Annotated in this window: 19 protein-coding genes; 14 read left to right on the top strand and 5 right to left on the bottom strand. The window is 60.5% G+C overall.

The genetic code is table 11. The annotated features are described in order from the left end of the window. Positions 1-69 precede the first annotated feature (69 nt). From hemC to ppa, 5 genes are all read left to right on the top strand, one after another. The gene (hemC, locus tag ABNT42_RS04200) at positions 70-1,074 is read left to right on the top strand and encodes a hydroxymethylbilane synthase (RefSeq protein WP_348694407.1); all 1,005 of its coding nucleotides are present in this window, start codon (positions 70-72) and stop codon (positions 1,072-1,074) included. A 7-nt stretch (positions 1,075-1,081) separates the two neighbouring features. Beyond that, a complete protein-coding gene (locus ABNT42_RS04195) occupies positions 1,082-1,987 on the top strand; it encodes a uroporphyrinogen-III synthase (RefSeq protein ID WP_348694405.1) in 906 nt (301 codons plus the stop codon). Beyond that, positions 1,984-3,123 carry a uroporphyrinogen-III C-methyltransferase gene (locus ABNT42_RS04190; RefSeq protein ID WP_348694402.1) on the top strand — a complete coding sequence of 380 codons (1,140 nt, stop codon included), beginning with the start codon at positions 1,984-1,986 and terminating at the stop codon, positions 3,121-3,123. The genes ABNT42_RS04195 and ABNT42_RS04190 overlap by 4 nt, the downstream gene beginning before the upstream one ends. Before the next feature lie 2 nt (positions 3,124-3,125). Continuing rightward, positions 3,126-4,322 carry a heme biosynthesis protein HemY gene (locus tag ABNT42_RS04185; protein ID WP_348694399.1) on the top strand — a complete coding sequence of 399 codons (1,197 nt, stop codon included), beginning with the start codon at positions 3,126-3,128 and terminating at the stop codon, positions 4,320-4,322. Between the two features lie 109 nt (positions 4,323-4,431). Continuing rightward, a complete protein-coding gene (gene ppa, locus ABNT42_RS04180) occupies positions 4,432-4,974 on the top strand; it encodes an inorganic diphosphatase (protein ID WP_155433559.1) in 543 nt (180 codons plus the stop codon). A gap of 55 nt (positions 4,975-5,029) precedes the next feature. Here ppa and ABNT42_RS04175 read toward each other — a convergent pair whose 3' ends face one another. Continuing rightward, positions 5,030-6,112, bottom strand: a complete 1,083-nt coding sequence (locus ABNT42_RS04175; protein ID WP_348694460.1) for a GNAT family N-acetyltransferase — start codon at positions 6,110-6,112, stop codon at positions 5,030-5,032. A gap of 208 nt (positions 6,113-6,320) precedes the next feature. On the opposite strand from ABNT42_RS04175, the gene ABNT42_RS04170 reads away from it, so the two are divergent. From ABNT42_RS04170 to ABNT42_RS04145, 6 genes are all read left to right on the top strand, one after another. After that, a complete protein-coding gene (locus ABNT42_RS04170) occupies positions 6,321-8,384 on the top strand; it encodes an NAD(+) synthase (protein WP_348694395.1) in 2,064 nt (687 codons plus the stop codon). 101 nt (positions 8,385-8,485) lie between these two features. Then, positions 8,486-8,824 carry a P-II family nitrogen regulator gene (locus ABNT42_RS04165; protein ID WP_050408554.1) on the top strand — a complete coding sequence of 113 codons (339 nt, stop codon included), beginning with the start codon at positions 8,486-8,488 and terminating at the stop codon, positions 8,822-8,824. Positions 8,825-8,962: 138 nt separating this feature from the next. Beyond that, complete coding sequence (locus ABNT42_RS04160; RefSeq protein ID WP_348694392.1) at positions 8,963-10,372, top strand: aryl-sulfate sulfotransferase; 1,410 nt, start codon at positions 8,963-8,965, stop codon at positions 10,370-10,372. A gap of 136 nt (positions 10,373-10,508) precedes the next feature. After that, the gene (locus tag ABNT42_RS04155; RefSeq protein WP_348694389.1) at positions 10,509-12,926 is read left to right on the top strand and encodes a TonB-dependent receptor; all 2,418 of its coding nucleotides are present in this window, start codon (positions 10,509-10,511) and stop codon (positions 12,924-12,926) included. A gap of 11 nt (positions 12,927-12,937) precedes the next feature. Next, complete coding sequence (locus ABNT42_RS04150) at positions 12,938-14,356, top strand: sulfatase-like hydrolase/transferase (RefSeq protein ID WP_348694387.1); 1,419 nt, start codon at positions 12,938-12,940, stop codon at positions 14,354-14,356. Positions 14,357-14,632: 276 nt separating this feature from the next. Then, a complete protein-coding gene (locus ABNT42_RS04145) occupies positions 14,633-17,479 on the top strand; it encodes a TonB-dependent receptor (protein WP_348694384.1) in 2,847 nt (948 codons plus the stop codon). Positions 17,480-17,764: 285 nt separating this feature from the next. Here ABNT42_RS04145 and ABNT42_RS04140 read toward each other — a convergent pair whose 3' ends face one another. From ABNT42_RS04140 to trxB, 3 genes are all read right to left on the bottom strand, one after another. Continuing rightward, positions 17,765-18,397, bottom strand: a complete 633-nt coding sequence (locus tag ABNT42_RS04140; RefSeq protein WP_348694457.1) for a trimeric intracellular cation channel family protein — start codon at positions 18,395-18,397, stop codon at positions 17,765-17,767. Positions 18,398-18,476: 79 nt separating this feature from the next. Beyond that, on the bottom strand, positions 18,477-19,145 hold the full coding sequence (locus ABNT42_RS04135) for a Smr/MutS family protein (protein WP_348694381.1): 669 nt from the start codon (positions 19,143-19,145) through the stop codon (positions 18,477-18,479). Positions 19,146-19,147: 2 nt separating this feature from the next. Beyond that, positions 19,148-20,101, bottom strand: coding sequence for a thioredoxin-disulfide reductase (gene trxB / locus ABNT42_RS04130; RefSeq protein WP_155433566.1), 954 nt, complete (start codon positions 20,099-20,101; stop codon positions 19,148-19,150). Between the two features lie 243 nt (positions 20,102-20,344). Between trxB and ABNT42_RS04125 the strand changes: the two genes are divergently transcribed. The 3 genes from ABNT42_RS04125 to ABNT42_RS04115 are packed head-to-tail and all read left to right on the top strand — an operon-like array spanning position 20,345 to position 24,716. Beyond that, the gene (locus ABNT42_RS04125; RefSeq protein WP_348694378.1) at positions 20,345-22,717 is read left to right on the top strand and encodes a DNA translocase FtsK 4TM domain-containing protein; all 2,373 of its coding nucleotides are present in this window, start codon (positions 20,345-20,347) and stop codon (positions 22,715-22,717) included. Between the two features lie 20 nt (positions 22,718-22,737). Beyond that, positions 22,738-23,370 (top strand): outer membrane lipoprotein chaperone LolA, encoded by a 633-nt coding sequence (lolA, locus tag ABNT42_RS04120; RefSeq protein ID WP_348694375.1) that lies wholly within the window; start codon positions 22,738-22,740, stop codon positions 23,368-23,370. A 41-nt stretch (positions 23,371-23,411) separates the two neighbouring features. Then, positions 23,412-24,716: a replication-associated recombination protein A gene (locus ABNT42_RS04115; RefSeq protein WP_348694372.1), complete on the top strand. Its 1,305-nt coding sequence runs from the start codon at positions 23,412-23,414 to the stop codon at positions 24,714-24,716. 40 nt (positions 24,717-24,756) lie between these two features. On the opposite strand, the gene ABNT42_RS04110 is transcribed toward ABNT42_RS04115, so the two are convergent. Further along, positions 24,757-26,373: a glycoside hydrolase family 32 protein gene (locus ABNT42_RS04110; protein WP_348694369.1), complete on the bottom strand. Its 1,617-nt coding sequence runs from the start codon at positions 26,371-26,373 to the stop codon at positions 24,757-24,759. Positions 26,374-26,501 lie beyond the last annotated feature (128 nt).

Here is a 26,501-nt window from a genome sequence, read left to right as displayed (position 1 = left end):
CACGAATTAACTGGCCTGCGCCGGTTAGCGTCAGCTACAGCGAAAGAACTGGTTTTGAAAACATCCGAATTGGTCCCAACTCCCCCGTCCCAATTGGTAATCGCTTCGCGCGAGAGCCGTCTTGCCATGTGGCAAGCCGAACACGTTCGCGTGCGCTTGCAGCAATTATATCCTCAGTGCGATGTCAAAATTCTAGGAATGACGACCCGAGGTGATCAAATTTTGGATCGCACTCTGTCCAAAGTGGGCGGCAAGGGTCTGTTTGTGAAAGAACTTGAAGTGGCGATGGCCGAAGGCCGAGCCGATCTGGCCGTGCATTCGCTTAAAGATGTGCCGATGGAACTGCCGGAAGGATTTGCGCTGGCCGCCGTGTTGCAGCGCGAAGATCCGCGCGATGCGTTTGTCTCGAATGACTATGAATCGCTCGATGCGCTGCCGGCCGGCGCGGTGCTGGGCACCAGCAGTTTGCGCCGTCAGGCCCTGATCGCCGCGCGTTACCCCCATCTGGTGATCAAACCGTTGCGCGGTAACCTCGATACCCGTCTGGGCAAGCTCGATCGCGGTGAATATGCGGCGATTATTCTGGCTGCTGCCGGTCTGAAACGTCTGGGGCTGGCCGAGCGCATCCGCGCCGTACTGCCGCCGGAAGCCAGCCTGCCGGCAGCAGGGCAGGGCGCGATGGCGATCGAAATCGCCGAACGTCAGGATGGCCTCGATCTGCAGGCGCTGCTGGCGCCGCTGAACGACCTGCCCACCGCGCAAGCGGTGGCGGCCGAGCGTAAGGTGTCGAAAGTGTTCGGCGGTAGCTGTCAGGTGCCGCTGGCCGCATTTGCCACGGTCGACGCGGATCAGATGCACTTGCGCGCCATGGTGGCCACGCCCGATGGCCTGCGCATGGCCAGCGCCGAAGTGCGCGGCGCTGCCGCCGACGCGGAAGCGCTGGGTCTGCAGGTGGCCGAGTTGCTGAAGGCGCAGGATGCGGTGGATATTCTGTCGTCCTGCCTGAGCGAAGCTGCACAGGCCGAAGCTGACGCCCGTTCCGCCTCGCTGGCGGCACCGGCCGCCGACGCCTGATCCGTCCATGAGCGCGAGCGTCGCCAAGCCGGGCGACATCAGTCTGCCGGCGTCCGGCGTAGCCGATGGCGCGCTGCATGGTACAGTCGCCAGCACAGCCGCCAGTGCGGCCGGGGCTACCGTGGTCATCACCCGTCCCGCCGCGCAGGCGCAGCCACTGGCGTCGCAGATTGCGGCGCTGGGGCGCCCCGTGGTGGAACTGCCACTGCTGGAAATCAGTCCTTTGCCTGAACCGGCTGCCTTGCTGGCTGCGCTGGCGCGTCTGTGCGCGCCCGTGCCCGGCTATGCGCTGGTGGCTTTCGTGTCGCCGAATGCCATCGATGCCGCGTTTGCCCACCTCGATCGCTGGCCGGCCGGCGTCAAGCTGGCCGTGCTGGGCGAGGGCAGCCGCGCAGCGCTGGCCAGACATGGTATCCGGCCCGATCAGGTGGAAATCGTTAGCCCCGCGCCGGACCTGCCCAGCGATACCGAGCATCTGCTGCAGGCACTCGATCTGCCTGCGCTGAAAGGCCAGCCCGTGCTGATCATCCGTGGCGAAAGCGGACGCGAACTGATGGCCGACGGTCTGCGCGCGGCCGGCGCCGTAGTGGACGTAGTGCCGGCCTACCGCCGCCAGCTACCGCAGCTCACGTCGGCACTGGCAGTGCTGCTGCGCCAGTTGCTGGCGCGCCCGTGCGACTGGATTATTACCAGCTCGGAAGCGCTGCGCGGCCTGATGACGCTGCTGGCCGAACTGGACTTGCGCTACCCTGATGCGATGCAGCAGAATGCTGTTGTATCAATGCAACATCAACATCTGATCATTCCGCATGCCCGAATTGCCGAGACGGCAAAAAATTTGGGCTTTACCCGACTGACGCTGACAGGTTCAGGCGACGAACGCCTGCTGGCCGCGTTACAATCACGCCTATGAACGAAACGTCTAACACCCCCGATCCCGTCGTCGTCGCCGCTCCGGCGGCCGAGACCCCGAACGCGGCCGCGCCGCAGCCCGAGCCTAGCCTGCTCGATACCGTCCAGCAGCCGCAGACGCTGCTAGTCGGTATCGTGGTGCTGGCCATCCTGCTGGCTGGCCAGACTTGGTCGTCGCATAATCAGGTGCGCAGCCTGCGCGAAGAGATGGCGCGCCGTCTGCAGAAGGGCGATGCCAGCAATGCCGAAACGGGTGCGCTGGTGCGCGCCGTGCAGGAAAGCGGCAAGGAGCTGCAAGCCAAGGTCAGTCTGCTGGAAAGCAAGCAGCAGGAAGCCCAGAGCCAGCAGCTGGCACTGGAACAGCTGTATCAGGATCTGTCCAAGAATCGCGATGAATGGGCGCTGACGGAAATCGAACAGGTACTGTCCACCGCCAGCCAGCAGCTGCAACTGGCCGGTAACGTGCCGGGCGCACTGATCGCGCTGCAGAATGCCGACCGTAGCCTGTCGCGCTCCGATAAACCCCAGTTCATCAGCATCCGTCGCGCCATCGCCAAAGATACCGAGCGCCTGAAGGCGCTGCCGAACGTGGATTCGGTGGGTCTGGCGCTGCGCCTCGATAACGTGATCGCGCAAGTCGATACGCTGCCGATGCTGGCCGACGAAAAGCCGACCCTGCCGGCGCCGCCGGAAAAGAAAGTGGTGGCCAAAGCAGCAGGCAAGGGCGGCAAAGCCGATGCCAGCGAAACCAGCCCGTGGCTGCAATCGGCCCAGTCCATCTGGCAGGGCTGGAGCAGCGAAATGTGGACCGATGTACGCCAGCTGATCCGCGTGCGTAGCGTGGAAACCCCGGATGCGCTGATGCTGTCGCCGACCCAGGCTTACTTCCTGCGCGAGAATCTGAAACTGCGTCTGCTGAATGCCCGTATGGCGCTGCTGTCGCGGAACGAAGCGGCCTTCCGTGCCGACCTGATTGCGGCGCAGGAAGCGCTGGTCAAATACTTCGACGTGCGCGCCAAATCGACCCAGACCGTGCAAGCCATGCTGCGTCAGGTACAGGGCAGCAATCTGGCCATCGAGCTGCCGACGCTGTCGGACAGCCTGAACGCCGTGCGTAACTACAAAGCGAAACCCTAGTCATGCGTTTATTTATCTGGATAGTGTTGCTGATGGCTGCGGCCATCGGTATCGCCGTGACAGCCCGCTTCAACCCGGGCAATGTGGTGCTGTTCTACCCGCCGCACCGCATCGACCTGTCGCTGAACTTCTTCGTGGTGCTGGAAGTGGCGCTGTTCGCGCTGCTGTATGTGCTGATTCGCGCCTTCCGCGCCACCGTCAAGATGCCGTCCAAAGTGGCCGCCTATCGCCAGCAGAAGCGCGAGCGTGACGGCAACAAAGGTCTGCGCGAAGCCCTTAAAGCACTGTTTGAAGGGCGTTTCGGTCACGCCGAAAAAGCTGCGCTGCGTGCTGGCGAACTGGCAGAGAACGCAGGCGTGGCGGCGCTGATCGGCGCGCGGGCCGCACACCGCATGCGTCAGGCAGCGCGGCGCGACCAGTGGCTGGCCAAGATCGCCGACGACAACAGCATGAAAACCGCCCGTCTGATGACGATGACGGAACTGCTGGTGGACGACCATCAGCCGGAAAAAGCGCTGGAAGCCGTGCATGAACTGAATGCCAGCGGCACGCGCCACATCCATGCGCTGCAGATGTCGCTGAAAGCCCAGCAGCAGGCCAAGAACTGGCCGGAAGTGCTGCGCCTCGTGCGCTCGCTGGACAAGCACCATGCGCTGCATCCGGCGCTGTCGGCACGGCTGCGCGAACTGGCGTACGACGATATGCTGGCTGATGCGGGGCATGATGCCGAATCGCTGCAGCGGGTCTGGTCGACCGTGCCGAATGCTGACCGGATCAAGCCTTATGTGGCCTGCCGTGCTGCCACCGCGCTGAACGCGCGCGGCTTGCACGACGAAGCCCGTGTGGTGGCGGAAGAATCGCTGGCGGCCGACTGGGACGACCGCGTGATTCGCGCCTACCGCGATGCGGCCGCGCCGGCCGGTTCGGCGGCCCTGCTGGCCCAGATCGAACACTGCGAAAGCTGGGTCAACCAGCATCCGGCCGATGCCGAACTGGCGCTCACACTGGGCGCGCTGTGCCTCAAGCAGAAGCTGTGGGGCAAGGCCCAGCGCTATCTGGAGCAGGCCCTGTCGGATGCTACGGAAGCGCGCATGGTGCGCGAATCGCACCTGAAACTGGCGCAGTTGCATGAGGCGCTGGGGCAGGCCGAAGAGGCGGCTAACCATTATCGCCAGTGCGCACTGGCCACCATCCTGTAGTTTTTACCGTCATCAGAGGCTGGAAATGCGGTGCTGCGCCGCACAAACGGCCTCTGTTTCGCTATAATGACGCGATCCCCTATTTGTCAGCACACACGAGGAAACCCCCATGAGCTTGAATAAAGTCCCATCCGGCCGCGATCTGCCGAACGATTTCAACGTCATCATCGAAATCCCGATGAATGCCGATCCGATCAAATACGAAGTGGATAAAGAATCGGGCGCGATCTTCGTTGACCGTTTCATGGGCACCGCAATGCACTACCCATGCAACTACGGTTACGTGCCTAACACCCTGTCGAAAGACGGCGATCCAGTCGACGTACTGGTGATCACCCCGTTCCCGCTGATCCCTGGCGTGGTTGTGCGCTGCCGTCCTATCGGCGTGCTGAAGATGACCGACGAGTCGGGCGAAGATGCCAAAGTACTGGCTGTGCCAGTCGACAAAGTGCTGCCTATCTACAGCCACTGGCAGAAGCCGGAAGATCTGAACGAACTGCGTCTGCGTCAGATCCAGCACTTCTTCGAGCACTACAAAGATCTGGAAAAAGGCAAATGGGTGAAAATCGACGGCTGGTACGGCGCCGATGAAGCCAAAGCTGAAATTCTCAGCGGTGTGGCCGCCTACAAGGCAGAAAACCCAGAAGCGTAAGCTGTCGCTTCCAATAGAAAGCCCCGAGGTCATCGGGGCTTTTTTTATTTCAGGTTCAGGAACGGTAAGGACTGTGTTCGCCCAGTTCGTCCAGATAGTGGTTGATGGCGTCGGTTTCGCGGGCGAGGAAATCGGCGATCGCATCGGCGAAGCGGGCATCGGCAATCCAGTGGGCCGACCATGTCGGCGTGGGCACGAGGCCGCGCGAGATCTTGTGTTCGCCCTGTGCCCCGCCTTCGAAGCGCGCCAGTCCGTGCGTGATGCAATAGGCGATGCTTTGCATGTAGCAGGTTTCGAAGTGCAGGCCGGACAGGTATTCCTCGGTGCCCCAGTAGCGCCCGTACATGGTGTCGCCGCCGATCAGATTCAGTGCGGCGGCCACCGGCTGTTCGCCGCGCAGGGCGATAATTAGCAGCAGGCTATCGGGCTGCTCACGCAGCAGGCGCTGGAAGAACTCTAGCGTGAGGTAGGGGCGCGAGTAGTGGGCACGGTAGGTGCCGACGTAACAGCGGTAGAAGAAAGCCAGCATGTCCGCGTCGATGGCGCTGCCGCGCAGGTGCTGGTAGTGGATGCCCGCCTGCGCCACGCGGCGCTGGTCTTGTCGCAGCTTCTTGCGCTTGTCCATTTTCAGGCTGGCGAGGAAGGCGTCGAAGTCGGCATAGCCGGCATTCTCCCAGTGGAACTGCACACCTTCGCGCAGCATGAAGCCGGCCGCGCTCAGCGCAGCACGGTCTTCCTCGCAGGGAAACAGGATGTGCAGCGAGGAGGTATCGAGCTGGCGCGCCAGTGCAATCGCGGCCTGCGCCAGCAATGGCCGGTCGGCCGGATCGCGCACCAGCAGGCGCGGGCCCGTGACGGGGGTGAATGGAATTGCGCCCAGCAGCTTGGGATAGTAGGGCATGCCGTTGCGTTCGAAAGCCTGCGCCCAGCCGTGGTCGAATACATACTCGCCGCGGCTATGGCTTTTCAGATAGAGCGGCATGGCGCCCACCAGCTGGCCGGCGCGCTGCATGATCAGATAACGCGGTGCCCAGCCGGTGGCTTCGCTGGCGCAGCCGCTGTCGTGCAGGGCATGCAGAAAAGCGTGGCTCAGCATGGGCTGCTCGCCGGCCAGCGCCTGCCACGCTTCGGGCGCGATGGCGCTCAGGTCATCGATCAGGCTAAATTCTGCGGTCTGGCTGTCTGCCTTGGTGCTTGCTTCGCTCACGCGCTACTCCGTGCAAAAACTCAGCCCTTAGTCTAGCCTATCTGGCCAGGCGGCGTCGGCGCCGCACTGATTTTGTCGGCCTTCCTAGCCCATGCGATAATGACTTTTTGCCTGTTGGCGCTGTGCGCGAAAGACTTCCATGAGTACCAATTTCCTCAATCTGTATGCCCACGATTTTGCCCGCGTCGCGATTGCTGCGCCGGTCAGCCGCATCGCCGATCCGGCCCATAATGCGGCCCAGACCATCGCCTTGGCCACGCAGGCGGCCGAGCAGGGTGCCGCGCTGGTGGCTTTCCCCGAACTGGGGCTGGCCGGTTACACCTGCGACGATCTGTTTCATCAGCGTGCGCTGCTTGATGGCTGCCTTGATGCGCTCGAACAGATCGTGGTGGCGTCGCAGGAATGGCGCATGGCGCTGGTGGTGGGCGTGCCGCTGCGTGTCGAGCATCAGCTATACAACTGCGCGGTGGTGATCGCGGGCGGCCAGATACAGGGTGTGGTGCCTAAGAGCTATCTGCCCAACTACGGCGAGTTCTACGAAGCGCGCCAGTTCAGTAGCGGCGATTATGCGGTGGCGACGGAAATCGATCTGCTGGGCGAGCGCGTGCAGTTCGGCTCCGGCCTGCTGTTCGAAGTGGCCGATCTGCCGCTGTTCAAATTCCACGTCGAGATCTGCGAAGACGTGTGGGTGCCGATTCCGCCGTCCTCCTTTGCCGCGCTGGCCGGTGCTACCGTGCTGGTCAATCTGTCGGCCTCGAACGCCTTGGTGGGCAAGGCCAATTACCGTAACCAGCTGGTGTCGCAGCAGTCGGCACGCTGCATCGCGGCCTATCTGTACACTTCGGCCGGCGAAGGCGAATCCACCACCGATCTGGCATGGGACGGGCAGGGCGTGATCTGCGAAAACGGCGAAGTGCTGGCAGAAGCCCAGCGCTATAGCGATACCGCCACGCTGACCTTTGCCGATATCGATCTGGAGCGTCTGTCGCGTGAGCGTATGCGCATGAATACCTATGCGCAGTCGGTGCAGCGCCATGCGGGCGAAGTGAATAAATTCCGCACCGTGTTCTTCCAGCTCGAGATAGACCAGAGCGCCACGCTGCCGCTCAAGCGCCATATCGAACGCTTCCCGTATGTGCCATCGGACAGCCGCCGTCGCGACGAGCGCTGCAACGAGGTCTACAACATACAGGTGCAGGCGCTGGCGCAGCGGCTCAAATCCAGCGGGCTGAAAAAAATCGTGATCGGCGTGTCGGGCGGGCTCGATTCCACCCATGCGCTGCTGGTATGTGCGCGCGTGATGGATAAACTGGGTCTGCCGCGCACCAATATTCTAGCTTATACCATGCCCGGTTTCGCCACCAGTGAACGTACGCTCAAGCAGGCCCACGCGCTGATGAAACTGGTCGGCTGCAGCGCCAAGGAAATCGATATCCGTCCTAGCTGCCAGCAGATGCTGCAGGACCTCGAACACCCGTTTATCAACGGCCAGCCGCAGTACGACATTACGTTTGAAAATGTGCAGGCGGGCGAACGTACCAACCACCTGTTCCGGCTGGCGAACCATCACAATGCCATTGTCTGCGGTACGGGCGATCTGAGCGAACTGGCACTGGGCTGGTGCACGTACGGCGTGGGCGACCACATGTCGCACTACAACGTTAACGCCAGCGTGCCGAAAACCCTGATCTCCCATCTGGTACGCTGGGTGGCCGAATCGGGCGTGATCGGGCGCAGCGATGCGCAAGTGCTGCTGGATATTCTGGCGACGGAAATCAGTCCCGAACTGGTGCCCGGCACGGCGGATGGCCAGCCCGAACAGCGTACGGAAAGCACCATCGGCCCATACGAACTGCAGGACTTCCACCTGTATTACGTGCTGCGCTTCGGCTTCCGCCCATCCAAGGTGGCCTTCCTTGCGCTCACGGCATGGCAGGACAAGACCCGTGGCCGATGGCCCGATGGCGACCACGTTACGCGCAACCAGTACGATCTGCCGGCCATCAAGAAGTATCTGGGCATTTTCCTCGACCGCTTCTTCCGTACCAGCCAGTTCAAGCGTAGCTGCGTGCCGAATGCACCGAAGGTGGGCAGCGGCGGTTCGCTTTCGCCGCGCGGCGACTGGCGTGCGCCTAGCGATGGCCAGAGTGTGGTGTGGATGGAAGAATTGCACGCCATTCCAGTGCAGGACGCCAGCATTTAAACGAAGTTCACGTGCATACGCTGCGTGCGCGGTACAATATGTGCCAGCGCTAGAGGCATGCCCGGCACCAGATTCTCGATAGATATAACGAAGGAGTAGTGATGAAACAGATTACCGCTGTGATAAAGCCGTTCAAACTGGACGAGGTGCGTGAAGCACTGGCTGAAGTCAATGTCACCGGCCTGACCGTGACGGAAGTAAAAGGTTTCGGCCGTCAGAAAGGCCACACCGAGCTGTATCGCGGTGCCGAGTACGTGGTGGATTTCCTGCCGAAAGTCAAAGTGGAAGTGGTGGTGGACGATAGCGTGGCCGAGCAGGTAGTGGATGCCATCATCAAGGCAGCCCGCACTGGCAAGATCGGCGACGGCAAGATCTTCGTGCAGAACGTCGAACAGGTAATCCGTATCCGTACCGGCGAAACGGGTGCCGACGCGGTGTAAGGCGTCGCACAGTTCCGGTCCTACAAAAATGCCGCGTATGCGGCATTTTTTGTATATCGATGTTTGGTTATATTAGTTCGGATTTACTGGGTCGATTAGTAATATAGACACACTATTATTCCAAGAGGAAAGTGTGTCATGTCCCTACGTTCCAGTCTGCTTGCCCTGTCTCTGCTGGCCGCAACCGCCCCTGCCGGTGCCTCGCCTAGCGTCTATCCTACCGGTGTTACCCGTTACGATCCGGCACTCGCCCACAACCAGTACGTGATCTTTAGCGGTCAGGATCAGAAAACCCATCTGATCGATATGAACGGCAACGAAGTACAGCGCTGGGATGCGGAAGGCTTCCCGCCCGTGTTGCTTGATCCGGCTGTGACGGGCGGCCAGCGCGGCCATGTGCTGGTGCAACTGGCTAGCACGGCTGGGACCACCAACGAAGGCAATGGCTTGCGCAACCAGTCCATCGGTGAACTGGACTGGCACGGCAAGGTTGTCTGGCAGTGGGGCTCGGCCGGCGCTGCGCAGGATGCCTATGCGCTGCCCGTGGAAGGCAAACCTACTCAAGTGCCCGGTGGTAGCGCCAAGCAGCACCATGACTGGCGTCGTCTGGCCAATGGCAATACGCTGGTGCTGGCCAATCTGGTGCATCCGGTGGCCGGTTTCGCTGCGCCGCAGGTGCTCGACGATGTAGTCTACGAAGTGACGCCGCAAGGCCAGATCGTGTGGCAGTGGGTGGCGTCCGAACATCTGAAGGAATTCGGCTTTAGTGCCGATGCGCTGAAACTGGTGCAGGGCAGTTATTCGCCGCGCGGTAAGGCAACGCCGTTCGACTTCCTGCATATCAACAATCTATCCGTGCTGGGGCCTAACCGCTGGTACGACGCAGGCGACCAGCGCTTCCATCCCGATAACTTGATGATCGATGCGCGCGAAGCCAATTTCATCGCCATCATCGACAAGCGCAGCGGCAAAGTGGTGTGGCGCTTGGGTCCTGATTATCCGGCGCAGTTGCGTGCGCCGGCGGCGCTGCCCCGTCCGGTCGATCAGATCATCGGCCAGCATGACGCCCATCTCATTGAACCGGGCTTGCCCGGTGCTGGCAATCTGCTGGTGTTCGATAATCAGGGCGAAGCCGGTTATCCCCGTGTCAGCGTAGGCGTGCAGCCCCGTTCGCGCGTGCTGGAAATCGATCCTGTTAGCAAACAGATCGTGTGGGAGTACACGGGACGCGATTCCAACCTGCCGGACTGGGGCTTCTACAGCTCCTTCATCAGCAGCGCGCGCCGTCTGCCAAATGGCAATACCCTGATCGACGAGGGTATGAATGGCCGCATTTTTCAGGTGACGGCCAAGGGCGAGATCGTGTGGGAATATATCAGCCCGTATTTCGCCCAGACGCCTGTGGCCGGTGCCGGCAAGCCGGTGCGCAGCAACTGGGTGTATCGCGCCCAGCCTGTGCCTTACCACTGGGTACCTGAGGGGACGCCCCGTTCCGAGCGGGCGGTGATCCCGCCCGATCCGGCCCAGTACCGCGTCGCCACGCACTAGATCATTCCTGACGGCGCTAGCGCGCGACGCAAGCGCGCGACGCTAGCACGCCACCTCTTTCGTAAAAACCGTTCCTGCCCGCTGTCATGCGGGCGGGCAGGGCCTCTGTCGCCCGCAATTTTGAATAGGATTAGATATGCAACAGAAGAAACTCGTCGTGGCGCTGGCCACGGTATATGGTTTAGGCTGGACGGTGCTGGCCAACGCCAGCCCTGCGGAACTGGCAGTGGCCACGGCAGCACTGAGTAGCGCTGCGCTGGCAAGCGGCGCGGAAGCCTCGGCTGGCGCGGATGCAGCGACAGGTGCGGATGTAGCGGCAGACGCTGCGGACACTGTCGCTGCAGCCAGTGCTGCCACGGCCGCAGCCGATGCGTCGCTCGATGTGATTGCCCGCGTCACCGTGTCGGCACGGCGCCGCGTGGAATCGTCGCAGAGTGTACCGACGACGCTGAGTGTGCTCGATAGCAGCGCGCTGGAAGGTAATCGGGTCTACCGCGTGCAGGATCTGCAGCAGCTGCTGCCTAGTACCACGGTCAATTATGTCCATGCGCGCCAGATGAGTTTTGCCGTGCGCGGACTGGGCAACAACCCCGCCAGCGACGGGCTGGAAGGCAGCGTGGGCGTGTATCTGGATAATGTGTATCTGGCCCGCCCCGGCATGGCAGCCTTCGATGCGCTCGACATCCAGCAACTGGAACTGCTGCGCGGCCCGCAAGGCACGCTGTTCGGCAAGAACACCACGGCTGGTGTGCTGAACATCACCAGCAAGCAGCCGACCTATCGCAGCGAGAACAGTGCCCAGCTAGCATTCGGCCAGCAGGGCTATGTGCAGGGCAAGGCCGTGCTGTCGGGCGCCTTCTCCGATACGGCGGCAGGCCGCATTGCCGTCTACAAAACCCATGAAGACGGCTACATCACGAATATCCATACCGGCAAAAAAGTGCAGGGCGGCGACCGTGATGGCGTGCGCGCACAGCTGCTGCTGGAGCCCGATGCGAATTTCAGCGCACGCCTGATCGCTGATTACAACCGCGAAGATTCCAATAACGGCACGCTGGTGTTCTACAACGCTGGCCCTAGCGGCAAGTTCCTCACGCAGGCTGCTGCTGTGGGTGGCCATCCCGTGACCGACCCATCGCTGCGGCAAGTCAATCTCGATAATGGCTCGCATGTGGATGTGCATCAGGGCGGCGTGTCGGGTGAGCTGAACTGGAAGCTGGCCAATGATTACAAGCTCACTTCCATCAGTGCGGCGCGCTTCTGGAATTTCACGCCGCATAACGATGACGGGCTGGAGGTGCCGGTCACGCTGAACGTGGGTTCGGCCGCGCGCCATCGCCAGTTCACGCAGGAGTTGCGGCTGGCCACGCCGCTGGGCCAGCCGGTGGAGTCCGTGTTCGGCGCGTATTACTACTACCAGAATCTGGATAACATCAACTTCACCTACAACGGCCCGCTGGCCGACAAGTTCAACGGCACCCCAGCCGGAGCGTGGAGCAATGTCACCAGCATCGGCAATGGCCATCTGCGCGTGAACAGCTATGCACTGTTCGGCCAGAGTATCTGGCACATCGATCCACAGTGGGATCTGACGGGCGGCGTGCGCGCCACGTATGAAGACAAACTGGCGCAGGTGACACGCGATGCACCCTATGGCGGTGTCGCCGTCAGCGGTGCCGCGCTGGCCTCGCGCAATGCCCGCTTCGGTGCGTATAACTCGGGCGACGTGCACTTGAACAAACTCAGTCCTTCGGCCTTGCTGACGCTGGCTTACAAAGTCGATACTGATGTGCTGGCGTTCGCCAGCGCCTCGCATGGCGAGAAATCGGGCGGGATCAATCTGTCCGTGCCCGGTGCGGCGGGGGAATCCTCGCTCAAGGTGAATAACGAGAAGGCCAATAATCTGGAACTGGGTGTAAAGAGTAATCTGCTGGGCCGGCGCGTACAGCTTAACGCCAGCCTGTTCTGGAACGATGTCTCGGGATACCAGAGCAATGCCTATGATCCCGTCAGTGCAACTTCGTATCTGACCAATGCGGGCACGGTGCGCAGCCGCGGGCTGGAACTCGATAGCAGCGTGGTGCTGGCGCGCGGCTTTACCGTCAGTGCCAATGGCTCGTTCAATGACGTCAAGTACAAGGAGTACAAGAACGCGCCATGCCCGCCCGAGCGCGCCGGTACGTTCTGCGATCTGTCCGGCCGTGCCGCACTGGTCAATGCGCCGCGCTGGATAGGCAATCTGGCGGCGCAATATGCCACCGCCGTGGCGGCCAACGTGGAAGCCTATGGCAACATCAACTACGCCTACCGTAGCAGTACCTACGGCACGCTCGATGCATCGGAATATGCGCGGATTCCCGCCTATAGCCTGACCAATCTGTCGGCCGGCGTGAAACTGCGCCAAGGCAGCACGCGCTGGGATGTGTCGCTGTGGGCCAAGAACCTGTTCGACAAGCAGTACTACACCAGTATGTGGAATACCAGCCCGGCCGCCTATAACACGGTGATCGGCACGCCGCGCCAGATCGGCCTGACTGCGCGCGCTGACTTCTAAGGAGCACCAGCATGACTAATACCCGTCGTCGCAATTTACTTAAATCCCTGCCTGCACTGGCGCTGGCCGGCGCGCTACCGCACGCGCTGGCAGCCCGGCAGAAGCAGCCCAACATTGTCTTCATTCTGGCCGACGACCTTGGCCACGCCGATCTGGGCGTGTATGGCCAGACGGAGATCCGTACGCCCCATCTGGACCGGCTGGCCGCGCAGGGCCTGCGCTTTACGCAGGCCTATGCCAATTCGGCGGTCTGTTCGGCTACCCGCTTTGCCTTGATCACAGGGCGCTACCAGTACCGCCTGCGTGGCGGACTGGAAGAACCGATTGCCGGTGCGTCCGATACCATCGGCCTGCCGCCTAGTCACCCGACCCTGCCGTCGCTGCTCAAGCAGCAGGGCTATGGCACGGCCTTGATCGGCAAATGGCATCTCGGTTATCTGCCCACTTTCGGTCCGCTGAAAAGCGGCTACGACAGCTTCTTCGGTAACTATGGCGGCGCGATTGATTACTTCACCCACAAGCCCGGCGTGGGGCCGCATGTGAAGGAAGACCTGTACGAAGGCGAAGTGCCGGTGCAGCAGATAGGCTATTACACCGATCTGCTGGGGGCACGTGCAGTCGAACACATCCGCGCCCAGTCGGCCGATAAACCGTTTCTGCTGTCGCTGCACTACACGGCGCCGCACTGGCCGTGGGAAGGACCGGGTGACGAAGCCGTATCGCGCCAGATCTATAACATCTTCCACTACGATGGGGGCGATCTGGCCACCTATGGCCGCATGGTGGAGGCGCTCGATGCATCCATCGGCCGCGTGCTGAAAGCGCTCGATGAAAAAGGGCTGGCCGAGAACACCATCGTGATTTTCACCAGTGATAACGGTGGCGAACGCTTTTCCAAGACGTGGCCGTTGACGGGGCAGAAAACCGAGCTGCTTGAAGGCGGCATCCGCGTACCGGCGATTGTGCGCTGGCCGGGCCGTATCGGCGCAGGGCAGGTGAGCGAACAGGTGGCCATCAGCATGGACTGGCTGCCGACGCTGCTGGCCGCGGCCGGCGGTGCGCCCGATCCGGCCTATCCGAGCGATGGCCAGAATCTGCTGCCGCAACTGCTGGGACAGGCGTCTGTGCAGACGCGTACGCTGCTGTGGCGCTACAAGGCCAATGCCCAGCGCGCGATTCGCTCCGGTGACTGGAAATATCTGCGCATCGCCGGCAACGAGTTTCTGTTCGATGTTGTAAAAGACCAACGCGAGCGCGCCAATCTGGCCAGACGTCACCCTGATGTCTTTAGACAGCTGAAGAGCCAGTGGGAACAGTGGAACCAGCAGATGCTGCCGATTACGGCGGATGTACGCACCCATGGTGTTTCAGGTCAAATACAGGCAGATCGATATGGGATCAAAGCGGTTAATGGAAAGATTGACGATTAGTTACTGTTTGTAACAAATGTATGCACTGTAATAGGTCAGGAAACTTATTTTTTAGGTAAGCAATTTTGTAACTGTTGTTTATTTGTGAAATTGATTCTGCCTTATTGACGATCCGTTCAGTGCCATGGTTCCATGCGCAGTTAGTAAATTGGCGGGCAGCGGAATACCCTTCCGTGATGCGCGTATCAAGTTGCTTACCATGCGGCCCCGCTAGCGCCTAACAGCGCAACTAGCGGTTATTGTTTAAAGAAGAATTTTGGGTCTGGGAGAAGTGCAATGAAGTTACGTATGAAATCCATGCCGCTTGCAATCCTGCAAGTCGTGGCAAGTGGTGCTCTGACGATGGCTGTAAGCCAGCCAGCGTTCGCGCAGCAAAAAGAAGAAGTCGTGCCACAACGCGTGGTCATTACCGGTTCGCTGATTAGCCGCGCTGATAAGGAAACCGCAAGCCCGGTGCAGGTACTGACCGCTGAAGACATCGCCAAATCCGGCTACACCTCCGTCGCTGAAGTGCTGAGCAACCTGTCGGCCAACGGCCAGGGCGCGCTGGGTAGTGGCTTCTCGGGGGCATTCGCTAACGGCGGCGCCGGCGTATCGCTGCGCGGTCTGACCGTGGGTCTGACCCTGGTGCTGATCGACGGCCACCGCATGGCTCCATATCCACTGTCGGACGACGCCCAGCGTCAGTTCGTCGACGTATCGGCGATTCCATTCGACGCGATCGACCACATCGAAGTGCTGAAAGACGGCGCTTCCTCGGTGTACGGTTCCGACGCTATTGCCGGCGTAATCAACATCATTCTGAAAAAATCGTTCAACGGCACCAGCATCAAGACCGATGCAGGTACCTCGCAGCACGGCGGCGGCACCACCTACAAAACCGCGATCACCCACGGTTTCGGTGACCTGGCGACCGACGGCTACAACGTGTTCGGCTCGCTGGAACTGCGTCACGCCGAAGCGATCAAACTGTCGCAGCGCGACAACCAGATCTGGGCCAACGGTAACTGGTCCGATCGTGGCGGTATGAACCTGACCCGCGGTGTGCCCAATGCACAGAACAGCCGTCTGGTAGCGACCAGCAGCCCGTTCTTCTACAACCCGGCCGGTACCGGCGGCGTGAACAATCCAGCCAACTTCCAGTTCCTGGATCCTAGCTGCAACTACAACAAATACATGGCTGGCGGCTGCGCCGTGCGTGACACCGTTTCGTTCCTGCAACCAGAAACCAAGAACGTCAACGCACTGGTAGGCTTCACCAAGAACCTGGGCGACGACTGGAAACTGGCGGTGAAAGCTTCCGTGTTCCAGCGTGAAAGCGAAAACAACCGCGGCGTGCCTGCGACCTTCTCGCCAACCAGCTTCACCGGTAACACTTCGCTGGTACCAGGCCAGAATCCTAAGATCGTCAACGTCTATGGTTCGACCGTATTCCCAGCTACCTACCCGCTGAACCAGCTGGGTGCACCAGCCCGTCTGTACGGCTACATCCCTGGTCTGGACCCATCGAATACCCAGCGTAACAAAGCCACTTCTAGCCGTCTGGTAGCTGACCTGAACGGTAGCTGGAATGGCTGGGATATCGGCGCTGCACTGGGTTACACCCGCGTGAAAACCAGCATTGACTACAGCGGCTACGTCAACCGTATCGCTCTGTATCAGGCGCTGACCCGCTCGACTAGCCCGTTCAGCCCGCTGGGTGGTAACAGCGCCGCTGACATGGCTGCGATCTCGCCGCACTTCAACAACGAAGCGACCGATACCCTGAGCTTCGCTGACGTGCACGGCGTGCATGAAGTAATGGAACTGCCAGGCGGTACCATGAACTTCGCAGCTGGTCTGAGCTATACCCACAAAAACCTGAACGCCCCGTCGGCCGATCTGCTGGCCCAAGGTACGGTAGGTAACGGTGGTGCTTATGTGTTCGGTAAAGAAACCAATACCGCTGCTTACGCCCAGTTGTCGGCACCTGTGCTGAAAAACCTGGAGCTGGAAGCTTCGGCACGTTACGACCACTACGACACCTACGGCCATTCGTTCACGCCTAAAGCTGGCTTCAAATACAAGCCAGTCGATATGCTGAGCCTGCGTGGTACCTACTCGCGTGGTTTCCGTGCACCGAACGCTGCTGAAAACGGCATCGCCGGTTCGTTCTTCTCGTTCCACTCGATCAACGACCCGATCCTGTGCAAAGACGGCAATCCTAAGACTGCCGGCAACGTACCTGCTGCATGTAACTTCACCCCAGCATTCGTACAGCAGACCACCAAGGATCTGTCGCCAGAGAAATCGAAATCGTACACCTTCGGTGCGATCTTCGAGCCTACCCGCAACTTCAGCACCACCTTCGACTACTACCGTATCGAAGTTAACAACCAGATCAACACCGCAGCCGGTCTGCCAGGCTTCGTACCTTCCTACGTGCGTAACGCGATCTTCCCAGTGGATATCGCTGACGGCAAAGGCGGTACTTATCAGGGCACCCCATCGGTGGGTACCATTGCTTACGGTACCTCGGGTTATGTGAACTCGGGTGGTACCACCACCAGCGGTATCGAACTGGACTTCCTGTACAAACAGAAGCTGGGCGATCTGGGCAATATCAAAGCTGATCTGACCTTCAACCACATGATTTCCTATGTGCTGAGCTCGAACGGCATTGATTACGAACTGGCAGGCACCCACGGTCCATCCGTGATCTCGGGCGACACCGGCAATCCGAAAAACCGTGCTCAGCTGACCCTGGGCTGGGACAAAGGTCCGCTGGCTGTAACTACCACATTCAACTGGGTTGGTTCGTTCTCGGCACTGGATCCATCGGTTGACGTGACCGAGTGCAAAGACGTAGCGTCGGTTTCGGGCCGTGCTTACTTCTACGGCAAAGACACGCCAGCTGGCTACTGCCACGTGCCATCGTTCATGTCGACCGACCTGAACGTGACCTACAAGATTGGTAAAAACTGGATGATCAAAGGTTCGATCCTGAACCTGTTCGACCGCAAACCACCAATCGACGTCGCCACCTACGGCAACGCCAACAACCTGACCTCGTACAATGCTACGCTGCATCAGGCTGGCGCAGTTGGTCGCTTCTTCTCGCTGGGCGCGAACTACACGTTCTAATCTAGCAAGCTAGACCAAGCAAAACGGCACACCCTCGGGTGTGCCGTTTTTTTATTCGGGGTCAGATCTGTCATTCGGACATTGAGGCAGTAACTTTGCGCTAGCTCAAGATGAAGTCGCCCAAAACAGATAGGTAGTGATCAGGCTGTAGCCTTAAAGCGTGCAAGGCAGTGCGCCCTTGCGCGAGCTCGGGCTGGCATCGGATAAGGTGCTGGATCGCAGATGTGTGGTGATTTAAATCAAAGGTGCGAGGTCAATGTCCGAATGACAGATCTGACCCCGAAGTTAATGTTTGCCGATGCGCAGGTCGAAAGACCAGGTCAGCAGGCGGATGATGGTGATGGCAGCCGCGCTGGACCATAGGGCGAAGTCGTCGGAGACGTCGGTGTACTGCAGGCCGATGTACATCCAGCAGCCGAAGAACGCGCAGATGGCGTAGGGTTTGCCATCGCGGAAGACCATCGGCACTTCGTTGCAGACGATGTCGCGCAGTACACCGCCAAAGATGCCGGTGATCACGCCCATCATGGCGGCAATGAATAGCGGCATGTGCGCGGCCTGCGCTTGTGATACGCCGGCCACGGCAAATAAGCCCAGTCCGATCGCGTCTGCAATCACAATTAATCGCTCGGAGAGAATCTGGCGCAGTGTGCGCATCAGCGGCGAGGCCACCAGCGCGAGGATGAAGATCAGAATCGCATATTCCTGATGCATCACCCAGAACAGCGGGCGCTTATCGAGCAGGATGTCGCGCAAGGTGCCACCGCCGAATGCCGTGATGAAGGCCACCGTGAAGATGCCGACGATGTCCATGCGCTTGCGCCGCGCTTCCACGAAGCCGGAAAACGCGCCTACCAGAATCGCGACGATTTCGATGACGGTGATCAGGGAGACGTGGGGAACGACAACGTGCTTCATCTGCGCAATGGACAAAGTGGTAATGTCCATAGGTTAACATGTCCTACACTTAGCGTGTAGGATTGTTTCTTACTGGGAATTAGTAGCGGGTCGGCTGCAGCGCGGCGCGCAACAGGACAATCAGGGCGCCTTCGCCACCTTCGTGGTTGCGCGCCTGACAGAAGGCGACGACGCCTTTCTGTACCAGCCAGCTATGCACCATGGATTTGAGCACGGGCTCCTGCCCGCGCGAACCGAAGCCGCGGCCATGGATCACACACACGCAGCGGTAGTTGCGCTGGCCGGCGCGGGTCAGGAATGCACCCAGCGCATCACGCGCCTGATCGCGGTTCATGCCGTGCAGGTCGAGTTCGTCCTGTACCGGCCAGTGACCTTTGCGCATTTTCTTCATGACATCGGGACCGACGCCCGGCGCGCTGTAGTTGAGCGCCGGGTCGTCTTCCAGATAGTGATCGACTTCGAACAGGTCGGACAGCGATTCGCGCAGCACGGCCGCATCGTCCTCGGCCTGGGTCAGCTTGCGCTTGGGCGCAGGGGCGGGCGCGACGGTCTTCGGTGCCTGCGGCACGTAGCGGTTCTGTTCCGGCATGCGCTGCACGCCGCCCAGACTGGATTGGAACAGATTGGCCTCGCGCGCTTGCTGCGCTTCCCGTTTGACGCGTTCGGCTTCGGCCGCCGCGCGCGTCTCGGCCTGTTCCTTGAGCTGTTTGCTCAGGGATTTCAGGTCAGCGAAGTCTTTCAGGGCCACGCTTACTCCTGTGCTTCCAGATAGCGCTGGGCGTCCAGTGCGGCCATGCAGCCCGTGCCGGCGCTGGTGATGGCCTGACGGTAGACGTGATCCTGCACGTCGCCAGCGGCAAACACGCCGGGCACGCTGGTGGCCGTGGCCATGCCTTCGTTGCCGGCGCGGGTCTTGATGTAGCCGTTGTTCATGTCCAGCTGGCCTTCGAAGATGCTGGTGTTCGGCTTGTGGCCGATCGCCACGAACAGGCCGTGCACGTTCAGCTCGGTCACGCTGTTGTCTTCGGTCGACTGGATCTTCAGACCGGTGACGCCGCCTTCGTTACCCACCACTTCCTGCAGCGTGTGGTTGTACTTGATGACGACTTTACCTTCGGCCACTTTGGCGTTCAGGCGGTCGATCAGGATGGCCTCGGCGCGGAACTTGTCGCGGCGGTGGATGATCGTCACTTTATTGGCGATATTCGACAGGTACAGCGCTTCTTCCACGGCGGTATTGCCGCCGCCGATTACGGCCACTTCCTGATTGCGGTAGAAGAAACCGTCGCAGGTGGCGCAGGCCGACACGCCGCGGCCCATGAATTCCTGCTCCGATGGCAGACCCAGGTACTGGGCCGATGCACCCGTAGCGATAATCAGGGTGTCGCAAGTGTATTCGTGGCTGTCGCCGATCAGACGGATCGGTTTTTCCTGCAGTTTGACGGTATGGATGTGGTCAAACACGATGTCAGTATTGAAACGTTCGGCATGCTGCAGGAAGCGCTGCATCAGGTCCGGACCCTGCACGCCCATCGGGTCGGCAGGCCAGTTTTCCACGTCGGTGGTGGTCATCAGCTGGCCGCCTTGCTCGACGCCCGTCACCAGCATAGGCTTCAGGTTGGCGCGGGCCGCATAAATGGCGGCGCTGTAACCGGCTGGGCCGGAACCGAGGATCAGTACGCGTGCGTGTTTAGGAGTGGTCATGGCAGGCTTCTTCTGTGTGTTGGATTAAACCGGATGTGGGGCCGGCAAGACGATACACAAGCGCGCCAGTGTTGTTGCGCAGCCTGCTTTCGTCCGGGCAAGGCTAGATTATAGTCCAAGCGGGGCTCCAGCATGAATCGTCAGTCCCGTTCGCCGCTGTATGGCTTAGAATAAGCGTATCCGAACATTTCTCGGCATATAAGATTGCCGGATTATTCTCTTTGCATTCTCTTCTTTCTATTTATGAGCAGTAAAAAAGTGCAGGAACGTACGCCTAAGGCCGTCGGTTCCGGCTATACCCGCACGCCTACCGAACGCCAGCCGCTGCCGAACCGGCTGGTGCGCTTGCTGTCCGAAGCGCGCTGGCTGGCACTGGCCGTGCTGGGGCTGTATTTCGTGCTGATCCTGGCCAGCTACGACAAGATGGACCCGGGCTGGTCGCACGGTACACTGGTGCCCAAGGTGCACAACCTCGGTGGTCGCGCAGGCGCGTGGCTGTCCGATCTGCTGCTGTATATCTTCGGCTTTTCCGCCTGGTGGTGGGCCTTTTATCTGCTGCGTCAGGTCTGGCTCGGTTATCGGGGGCTGACCCATAAATATGTGCTGGCCAAGACGCCGGAACCGGAACATGCGCAGGAACCCGTGATCCGCGCGATCGGCTTTGTGCTGCTGTTTGTCGGCTCGATCGGGATCGAATACCTGCGCATGTACACGCTGCGGGTGCAACTGCCGCGTGCGCCCGGCGGCGTGCTGGGTGAACTGGTCGGGCATTCGGCCCACGTGGCGCTGGGCTTTACCGGTGCTACCTTGCTGCTGTTGCTGATGTTCGGGCTGGGTCTGAGTCTGTTCTTCCATGTTTCGTGGCTGACGCTGGCCGAGAAAGTCGGCACTGGCATCGAACTGGGCATCGAATGGGTAGTGCTGCGCTACCAGTACCGCGAAGACCGCCGTCAGGGTGAAGTGGCGGCCGTGAAGCGGGAAGAAGTGGTGGTGACGGAACGCGCCAAGCATGTGGAGAAGCATGTGGTGGCGGCGCCCGTGAAGATCGAGCCGCAGGTGGTCACCGTAGTCAAATCCGAGCGGGTGGAAAAAGAACGTCAGGCCAGCTTGTTCTCGGATATGCCGACCGACAGTACCTTGCCTGCGCTGTCGCTGCTCGATGAAGCGGCGGAAGTGCAGGAAACCGTGTCGATCGAGACGCTGGAATTCACCAGCCGTCTGATCGAGAAAAAGCTGTCCGACTTCGGCGTGGAAGCCAAGGTGGTGGCGGCCTATCCGGGCCCGGTGGTAACGCGCTACGAGATCGAACCCGCCACAGGCGTGAAAGGCAGTCAGATTGTCGGTCTGGCGCGTGATCTGGCCCGTTCGCTGTCGCTGACGTCGATCCGCGTGGTGGAAACCATCCCAGGCAAGAACTACATGGCGCTGGAATTGCCGAATCCGAAACGCCAGATCGTGCGTCTGAGCGAGATTCTCGGCTCCAAGGTGTATCACGATAATGCGTCGCCGCTGACGGTGGCGCTGGGTAAGGATATTGCGGGCAAACCCGTGGTGGCCGATCTGGCCAAGATGCCGCACTTGCTGGTGGCCGGTACCACCGGCTCCGGTAAATCGGTGGGGATTAACGCCACCATTCTGTCGCTGCTGTACAAGGCCGATCCGGCCGATGTGCGCATGATACTGATCGATCCGAAGATGCTAGAGATGTCGGTGTACGAAGGTATTCCGCACCTGCTGGCACCCGTCGTGACGGATATGCGTCAGGCTGGTCACGCGCTGAACTGGGCGGTGAACGAGATGGAGCGCCGCTACAAGCTGATGTCCAAGCTTGGGGTGCGGAATCTGGCTGGTTATAACGCCAAGATTGCGGAAGCCAAGAAGCGCGAAGAACATATTCCGAATCCGTTCAGTCTGACGCCGGATTCGCCCGAGCCGCTGGAAAAACTGCCCACCATCGTCATCATCATCGACGAGCTGGCCGACCTGATGATGGTGGTCGGTAAGAAAGTGGAAGAGCTGATTGCGCGGATTGCGCAGAAAGCCCGTGCCGCCGGCCTGCACCTGATTCTGGCGACCCAGCGTCCGTCGGTGGATGTGATTACGGGCCTGATCAAGGCGAATATTCCTACCCGTATCGCGTTCCAGGTATCGTCCAAGATCGATTCGCGCACGATTCTCGACCAGATGGGCGCGGAAACGCTGCTCGGTATGGGCGACATGCTGTACATGCCGCCCGGCACCGGTCTGCCCGTGCGCGTGCACGGCGCCTTCGTTTCCGATGATGAAGTACACCGCGTGGTGAAACATCTGAAAAGCACGGGCGAGCCTAACTATATCGATGGCATCCTCGAAGGCGGTACGCTGGAAGGCGGCGAAGGTGGCGAGGGCGCTGCTGCGGGCGAGGGCGGCGGCGAAGCTGATCCCATGTACGATCAGGCCGTACAGGTGGTGCTGAAGAACCGCCGCGCTTCCATTTCGCTGGTGCAGCGCCATCTGCGCATCGGCTACAACCGCGCTGCCCGTCTGCTGGAGCAGATGGAGCAGAGCGGGGTGGTGTCGGCTATGCAGTCGAACGGCAACCGCGATATTCTGGTGCCTGCTGCCAGTGCCGAATAAACATTTACAGGATAAATCGTATGCATCGTTTTAAATATGTGGCGCTGGCACTGGCCGGCTGGCTGGCCGTAGCACAGGCGCAAGCCAGCGCACTGGAACAGTTCAAGTCCTTCGTCAGTTCGACCAAGGCCGCCCGTGGCGAGTTCAGCCAGCGGCAAGTGAAGAGCAGCACGGGCGAAGCGGCCAAGGTGTCGTCGGCGGCCAGTGGTACTTTCCTGTTTGCCCGTCCCGGCAAATTCATCTGGACTTACAGCAAGCCTTACGAGCAGGTGCTGCAGGCTGATGGCGAACAGCTGTTCATCTTTGACAAAGATCTGAATCAGGTCACGGTGAAGAAGCTCGGCGATGCGCTGGGTTCCTCGCCGGCTGCCATCCTGTTCGGCAGCAATGATCTGGAAAAGAATTTCACCCTGTCGGAAGCGGGCAGCAAGGATGGGCTGGAGTGGCTGAAAGCCGTGCCTAAAGCCAAGGACACCAGTTTCGAACTGATTACCATCGGCTTGCGTAACGGCTTGCCGGAAGCCATGGAGCTGAAAGACAGTTTCGGCCAGACTTCCGTGCTGGCGTTCCGCAAGATCGAAAAGAATCCGCCGTTGACTGCCACCACCTTTAAATTCGTCATGCCGAAAGGCGCGGATGTGTTCAATAATTAAGCTGGCTGCACCAGCTACCCGTTCCCGTATTCTGATTGCGCATGGCTGATCTTTTTTCCACCGAACCGCGCCCGCCTTTGGCCGAAGCACTGCGTCCGAAAACGCTGGACGAAGTGATCGGCCAGTCGCACCTGCTGGGAGCGGGCAAGCCTTTGCGCCTGGCATTCGAATCGGGCCAGCCCCATTCGATGATCTTGTGGGGCCCGCCCGGGGTGGGCAAGACCACGCTGGCGCGGCTCACCGCCACGGCCTACGATTGCGAGTTCATCGCCCTGTCTGCCGTGTTCTCGGGCGTGAAGGATATCCGCGCCGCCATGGAGCAGGCCCAGCACAATCTGGAGCGGGGCAAGCACACCATCCTGTTTGTCGACGAGATTCACCGCTTCAATAAGTCGCAGCAGGATGCCTTGCTGCCGTACGCGGAATCGGGGCTGGTCACGCTGATTGGTGCGACCACGGAAAACCCCTCGTTCGAAGTCAATTCGGCGCTGCTGTCGCGCTCGCAGGTATATGTGCTGCAATCGTTCACGCCGGAAGAACTGCGCCAGTTAGTCGATAAGGCCCGTGCCAGCCTGCTGGCCCATCTGCAGTTCGACGAAGCGGCCATCGACACACTGATCGGCTATGCCGATGGCGATGGCCGACGTCTGCTGAATCTGCTGGAGCAGACCAGTCTGGCGGCACAGGCGGCGCGGACCACGCAGATTACGGCGGAATTCATCCAGAATGCACTGACGCTGAACGCGCGCCGCTTCGATAAGGGCGGTGATAATTTCTATGACCAGATTTCGGCCCTGCACAAGTCGGTGCGCGGTTCGAATCCCGATGCGGCGCTGTACTGGTTGTGCCGCATGCTCGATGGCGGTGCCGATGCCAAATACCTGTCGCGCCGCATCGTGCGCATGGCGTGGGAAGATATCGGGCTGGCCGATCCCCGTGCCATCCAGCTGGCCAATGATGCCGCCAGTACGTTCGAGCGGCTCGGTTCGCCCGAAGGCGAGCTGGCGCTGGGGCAGGCCGTGATCTATCTGGCCATCGCGGCCAAGAGCAATGCCGGTTACAACGCTTTCAATCAGGCCATGGCCTTCGTGAAGAAAGATAAGTCGCGCGAAGTGCCGGTGCATCTGCGCAACGCGCCGACCAAGCTGATGAAGGAACTGGGCTACGGCCACGAATACCGCTATGCCCATGACGAACCACATGCCTACGCGGCTGGCGAAACCTATCTGCCGGACGGTATCGCCGAGCCGCACTGGTACCAGCCCGTGCCGCGTGGACTGGAAAGCAAGATCGCCGACAAGATGGCTTTCCTGCGCAAGCTCGATGACGATGCACGCGGGCAGTAAGCCCTAGCTGCGGTGGCCTTACTGCTGGCTTTCGGCGGTGTTATTGCGGTGCCGCGCTGACCGTGGGGCTAGCGCCGATTTCCGTTACTTTGAAGGTGATTAGCTGCAACGGCTGCCCTTCTACGCGGAAGTGTACGCTGGTATAGGGCGCTTTCGGGAACAGCAATTCCGTCATCTGGGTGGCGCCGTCATCGGCAAACAGTTCGGCCGAATGCCGGTCCAGATAGACCCGCATGCTGATCCGGGGTGCTTGTGACTGGCGCGGCGCCGTGTGCAGCTGCTGCGCAAACTGGTCGGAAAATTCCTTTTGCCCTGCGCGCCTGCGGTCGCTGAAGAACTGCTGCGTATGACCGTCTATGCCGACCCGATACAGCTCGCCCTGTGCATTAGAAAACTCCAGATAGGCTTTGCTGCTGTCATCAGGACGGGCGAATTCCACATAGGTTTCCGATAGTTGCAGTGTGGCGCCGGCTGGCGTCAGTTCGGCATGGCGGGTAGCGGCCTGCGCGGGGAACTCGGTGGTACGGCCCTTCAGCGCATCCAGTTCGCGCACGGGCTGGCCGCGCAGTACGTAGCCTTGCGCTTGCTGGTGCAGTTTCAATTCGCGCGGCAGCGTCATGCTGCTACGCCACGTGGCGGTGGGTAGTTTGGCGCCATAGTCCCAGTTACTCATCCAGCCCAGCAGCAGCACGCGCCCATCCGTTGCCGGTACATCGGACCACGTGACACCCGCGTAGTTGTCGCGTCCCCAGTCCAGCCACTGCGGCCCGTGCTGCTGGAGCTGGGCTGCAAATTTGGCATCGAGCGTAAAACGGCTGCCGTCGAAATCACCGATGAAGTACTGGGTGGCAGAACCGCCATTGGGGCCACCCGGATTAATGCTGAGCAGTAGCAGCCATTTCTTCTCGCCCGTTTCGGCGACTTCCATCGGCACCAGATCCGGACACTCCCACACGCCGCCGTGTGCACCGATATCCTTGCCGAATTCGCTGAGCAGTCGCCATTGCTTCAGATCGGGCGAGCCATAGAAAGCCACATGGTCGCCCACAGCCAGACTCATGATCCATGATTTGCTCGCTTCGTACCAGCGCACTTTCGGGTCGCGGAAATCACCCTGATCCGCAGCGGGCCGCAGTACGGGATTGCCGGCGTACTTGGTCCAGCTGGCGCCCTGATCGGTGCTGTAGGCCAGTGCCTGACTTTGCGGCGGGCGCTGGCCGGAACGCCAGTCTGCTTCGTTGTGGTAGGTGAAAATGGCGACCAGCGGCGGGTTGTCCGGTGTGCCAAAACCGCTGGTGTTGTGCCAGTCGATCACGGCGCTGCCGCTGAAGATGGCGCCGTGCTCGTCTGGCGCCAGTGCGATAGGCTGGTGGGTCCAGTGGATCATGTCGGGACTGGTGGCATGGCCCCAGTGCATCGGCCCCCATACGGTGCTGTGCGGGTGGTACTGGTAGAACAGGTGATACACGCCCTGGTAATACACCATGCCGTTAGGATCGTTCATCCACGCCCGTGCAGGGGTGAAATGGTAGGCCGGGCGATACGGTTCGTGCGGGGCCGGCCGCGCTGCATCAGACTGATTATCTGGCGTGGCAGCTGCTGTTATCAGCAGTGGCCCGGCCAGCCCTGCTGCCAGCAGATTCCGTATGAAAGTCATGTTTATGTCTGCGCCTGGTTGAGTTTTGCAATCGATTGCATTTTATTTTAGGTAGTTGAGTTGGGCTTGTAAAGCGGATTCTCTGAGGCCCCGCAAAGTGCTTAGTAACACTGTTGCGCTCTTGAATA

Source organism: Duganella fentianensis, from assembly GCF_964031615.1.
Classification (GTDB): Bacteria; Pseudomonadota; Gammaproteobacteria; order Burkholderiales; family Burkholderiaceae_D; genus Rugamonas; species Rugamonas fentianensis_A.
The sequence above is the reverse complement of the archived record's forward strand: the minus strand, read 5'-3'. Positions and strand labels throughout refer to the sequence as shown.

Coding starts and splice junctions, on each gene's coding strand:
- ABNT42_RS04195 (WP_348694405.1), top strand. CDS start 1,082: ATGAGCGCGAGCGTCGCCAAGCCGGGCGACATCAGTCTGCCGGCGTCC.
- ABNT42_RS04190 (WP_348694402.1), top strand. CDS start 1,984: ATGAACGAAACGTCTAACACCCCCGATCCCGTCGTCGTCGCCGCTCCG.
- ABNT42_RS04185 (WP_348694399.1), top strand. CDS start 3,126: ATGCGTTTATTTATCTGGATAGTGTTGCTGATGGCTGCGGCCATCGGT.
- ppa (WP_155433559.1), top strand. CDS start 4,432: ATGAGCTTGAATAAAGTCCCATCCGGCCGCGATCTGCCGAACGATTTC.
- ABNT42_RS04170 (WP_348694395.1), top strand. CDS start 6,321: ATGAGTACCAATTTCCTCAATCTGTATGCCCACGATTTTGCCCGCGTC.
- ABNT42_RS04165 (WP_050408554.1), top strand. CDS start 8,486: ATGAAACAGATTACCGCTGTGATAAAGCCGTTCAAACTGGACGAGGTG.
- ABNT42_RS04160 (WP_348694392.1), top strand. CDS start 8,963: ATGTCCCTACGTTCCAGTCTGCTTGCCCTGTCTCTGCTGGCCGCAACC.
- ABNT42_RS04155 (WP_348694389.1), top strand. CDS start 10,509: ATGCAACAGAAGAAACTCGTCGTGGCGCTGGCCACGGTATATGGTTTA.
- ABNT42_RS04150 (WP_348694387.1), top strand. CDS start 12,938: ATGACTAATACCCGTCGTCGCAATTTACTTAAATCCCTGCCTGCACTG.
- ABNT42_RS04145 (WP_348694384.1), top strand. CDS start 14,633: ATGAAGTTACGTATGAAATCCATGCCGCTTGCAATCCTGCAAGTCGTG.
- ABNT42_RS04140 (WP_348694457.1), bottom strand. CDS start 18,397: ATGAAGCACGTTGTCGTTCCCCACGTCTCCCTGATCACCGTCATCGAA.
- trxB (WP_155433566.1), bottom strand. CDS start 20,101: ATGACCACTCCTAAACACGCACGCGTACTGATCCTCGGTTCCGGCCCA.
- ABNT42_RS04125 (WP_348694378.1), top strand. CDS start 20,345: ATGAGCAGTAAAAAAGTGCAGGAACGTACGCCTAAGGCCGTCGGTTCC.
- lolA (WP_348694375.1), top strand. CDS start 22,738: ATGCATCGTTTTAAATATGTGGCGCTGGCACTGGCCGGCTGGCTGGCC.
- ABNT42_RS04115 (WP_348694372.1), top strand. CDS start 23,412: ATGGCTGATCTTTTTTCCACCGAACCGCGCCCGCCTTTGGCCGAAGCA.
- ABNT42_RS04110 (WP_348694369.1), bottom strand. CDS start 26,373: ATGACTTTCATACGGAATCTGCTGGCAGCAGGGCTGGCCGGGCCACTG.